The organism is Streptomyces sp. UNOC14_S4, from assembly GCF_020740835.1.
Lineage (GTDB): Bacteria > Actinomycetota > Actinomycetes > Streptomycetales > Streptomycetaceae > Streptomyces.
The window spans coordinates 1-2,994 of record NZ_JAINFC010000703.1 but is presented as its reverse complement, the minus strand read 5'-3'; the positions used below and the strand labels follow the sequence as shown (position 1 = coordinate 2,994).

The window sequence follows — 2,994 nt, the reverse complement described above, 5'->3', positions numbered from 1 at the left end:
GCGCCCCCGCCCCCGCCCCCACCCGCTATCAGGACGTCAATGTCGTGCGCCGTGTGCCCCGGGCCGACGTTGGCCAGCAGTACGCGCCTGCCGCCGCCCAGGTCCAGCGCGAGCTCGCCGGAGACCGCGTGCCGCGGGCGGACGAGGGCGGCGGCGGCCTCGGCGGCCGCGGTCGGGTCCAGCCCGTGCCGCACGGCGTCCCGCCAGAGTTCCTCGTGGTCGCGCGTCAGCACCTCGCCGAGCCCCACGGGCCCGTACACCTCGGCCTCCGGGAAGGCGGCGGTGCCGAAGACGTGGTCGAAGTGCGGATGGGTGAGAGCGATATGCGTCACGTCCCGCCCGGTGAGCTCGCGCACCTCCCGGCGGACCTCCGCCCCCTCCGGCAGGCTCGCCCCGGTGTCCACCAGCAGGACCCCGGCCGCCCCCTCGATCACCCCGATCGTCGCGTCCCACACCGGCATCCTGCGGCGCGCGACCCCGGGTGCGAGCCGCTCCCAACGCGCTGTCCCCTCATGGCTGTCCATACCCGGACGCTAGCCGGAGCACGGTACTGTTGCGCGTTCGCCGTCCGCTCGCGGCACGTCCCGGCGTCCGCCCGGGCGTCCGCTCGGGCGACCGGCCGACGCGTGTACGGCGGCAGTGTGTGCGGGTGCACGGCAGGACGGCTCTTGCCCTCGCCGCGGTGCACGGCCGTACACTGGCTGAAGGGATCTGGCACTCGTGACCTTGGAGTGCCAGGGGACGACCCCGTGGGACCGCTGGACTGGAGGTGTGCGGTGCTGAGCGAACGCAGGCTCGAAGTGTTGCGCGCCATCGTCCAGGACTACGTGGGCACCGAGGAGCCCGTCGGCTCCAAGGCCCTCACCGAACGGCACCGCCTGGGCGTGTCCCCGGCCACGGTGCGCAACGACATGGCCGCGCTCGAGGAGGAGGGCTTCATCGCCCAGCCCCACACGAGCGCGGGCCGTATTCCGACCGACAAGGGCTACCGCCTCTTCGTCGACCGCCTCGCGGGAGTCAAGCCCCTGTCGACGCCCGAGCGGCGCGCCATCCAGAGTTTTCTGGACAGCGCCGTCGACCTCGACGACGTCGTGGGCCGTACGGTCCGGCTGCTCGCGCAGCTGACCCGGCAGGTCGCCGTGGTGCAGTACCCCTCGCTGACCCGCTCGACCGTGCGTCACGTGGAGCTGCTCCTGCTGTCTCCCACGCGGGTGATGCTGGTGCTGATCACGGACACCGGCCGGGTCGAGCAGCGCATGGTCGACTGCCCCGCGCCGGTCGGCGAGATCGCGCTGGCGGATCTCCGCGCCCGGCTCAACAGCCGGGTCGTGGGGCACCGGTTCACGGATGTGCCGCAGCTGGTGCAGGACCTCCACGAGTCCTTCGAGCAAGGTGATCGCGGAACCGTTTCCACGGTCGTCGCGACGCTGCTGGAGACGCTCGTCGAGGAGACCGAGGAGCGGCTCATGATCGGCGGCACCGCCAATCTCACCCGCTTCGGCCACGACTTCCCGCTGATGATCCGGCCCGTGCTGGAGGCATTGGAGGAGCAGGTCGTGCTGCTCAAGCTGCTCGGCGAGGCGAAGGACTCGGGCGTGACCGTGCGCATCGGTCACGAGAACGCCCACGAGGGCCTGAACTCCACATCCGTCGTCGCCGTCGGATACGGTTCGGGCGACGAGGCGGTCGGCAAACTCGGTGTGGTCGGACCGACCCGCATGGACTACCCCGGAACGATGGGAGCGGTACGCGCAGTGGCACGTTACGTCGGACAGATCCTGGCGGAGTCGTAAGTGGCCACGGACTACTACGCGGTCCTGGGCGTACGGCGCGACGCCTCGCAGGACGAGATCAAGAAGGCCTTCCGCCGCCTCGCCCGCGAGCTGCATCCGGACGTGAATCCGGACCCGAAGACGCAGGAGCGGTTCAAGGAGATCAACGCCGCTTACGAGGTGCTCTCGGACCCGCAGAAGAAGCAGGTCTACGACCTCGGCGGCGACCCGCTCTCCGCGAACGGCGGCGGTGCCGGTGCCGGCGGCTTCGGCGCGGGCTTCGGCAACTTCTCGGACATCATGGACGCCTTCTTCGGCCAGACGTCGCAGCGCGGGCCGCGCTCGCGCACGCGCCGTGGCCAGGACGCCATGATCCGCCTCGAAGTGACCCTTCCCGAGGCGGCGTTCGGCACGACCAAGGAGATCCAGGTCGACACCGCCGTCGTCTGCACCACGTGCAGCGGCGAGGGCGCGGCTCCGGGCACCTCCGCGCAGACCTGTGACATGTGCCGCGGCCGTGGCGAGGTCTCGCAGGTCACGCGCTCCTTCCTGGGCCAGGTCATGACCTCCCGGCCGTGCCCGCAGTGCCAGGGGTTCGGCACCGTGGTGCCGACCCCGTGCCCGGAGTGCGCGGGCGACGGCCGTGTGCGGTCGCGCCGCACCCTGACGGTGAAGATCCCCGCCGGTGTCGACAACGGCACCCGCATCCAGCTGGCGGGCGAGGGCGAGGTCGGCCCCGGCGGCGGCCCCGCCGGTGACCTGTACGTGGAGATCCACGAGACCAAGCACTCGGTCTTCCAGCGGCGTGGTGACGACCTGCACTGCACGGTCACCATTCCGATGACGGCGGCGGCTCTCGGCACGAAGGTGCCGCTGGAGACGCTGGACGGTGTCGAGGAGATCGACATCCGGCCGGGTACGCAGTCGGGGCAGTCGATTCCGCTGCACCAGCGGGGTGTGACGCACTTGCGTGGCGGCGGACGGGGTGACCTCATCGTCCATGTCGAGGTCCTCACGCCGGCGAAGCTCGATCCGCAGCAGGAGGATCTCCTCCGGCAGCTTGCGAAGCTGCGCAACGAGGAGCGGCCGATGGGTGAGTTCAAGCCGGGGCAGCAGGGGTTGTTCTCGCGCCTGAAGGACGCGTTCAACGGGCGCTAGCCGCGTTTTTCGTCTGCGGGTGGGTGGGGCTTCTCGCGCCGTTCCCCGCGCCCCTGGGTTGGTT

The 2,994-nt window shown here is 71.1% G+C and carries 3 protein-coding genes; 2 read left to right on the top strand and 1 reads right to left on the bottom strand.

Annotated elements, in window-relative coordinates; all coding sequences use genetic code 11:
* Positions 1–524 (bottom strand): MBL fold metallo-hydrolase (locus K6I34_RS34590; protein ID WP_229332003.1); only part of this gene is annotated, 524 nt, incomplete at its 3' end.
* A 252-nt stretch (positions 525–776) separates the two neighbouring features.
* Here K6I34_RS34590 and hrcA point away from each other — a divergent pair.
* Together hrcA and dnaJ are read left to right on the top strand one after the other, a co-directional pair.
* The gene (hrcA, locus tag K6I34_RS34585; protein WP_229332002.1) at positions 777–1,793 is read left to right on the top strand and encodes a heat-inducible transcriptional repressor HrcA; all 1,017 of its coding nucleotides are present in this window, start codon (positions 777–779) and stop codon (positions 1,791–1,793) included.
* Complete coding sequence (dnaJ, locus tag K6I34_RS34580; protein WP_229332001.1) at positions 1,794–2,930, top strand: molecular chaperone DnaJ; 1,137 nt, start codon at positions 1,794–1,796, stop codon at positions 2,928–2,930.
* Positions 2,931–2,994 lie beyond the last annotated feature (64 nt).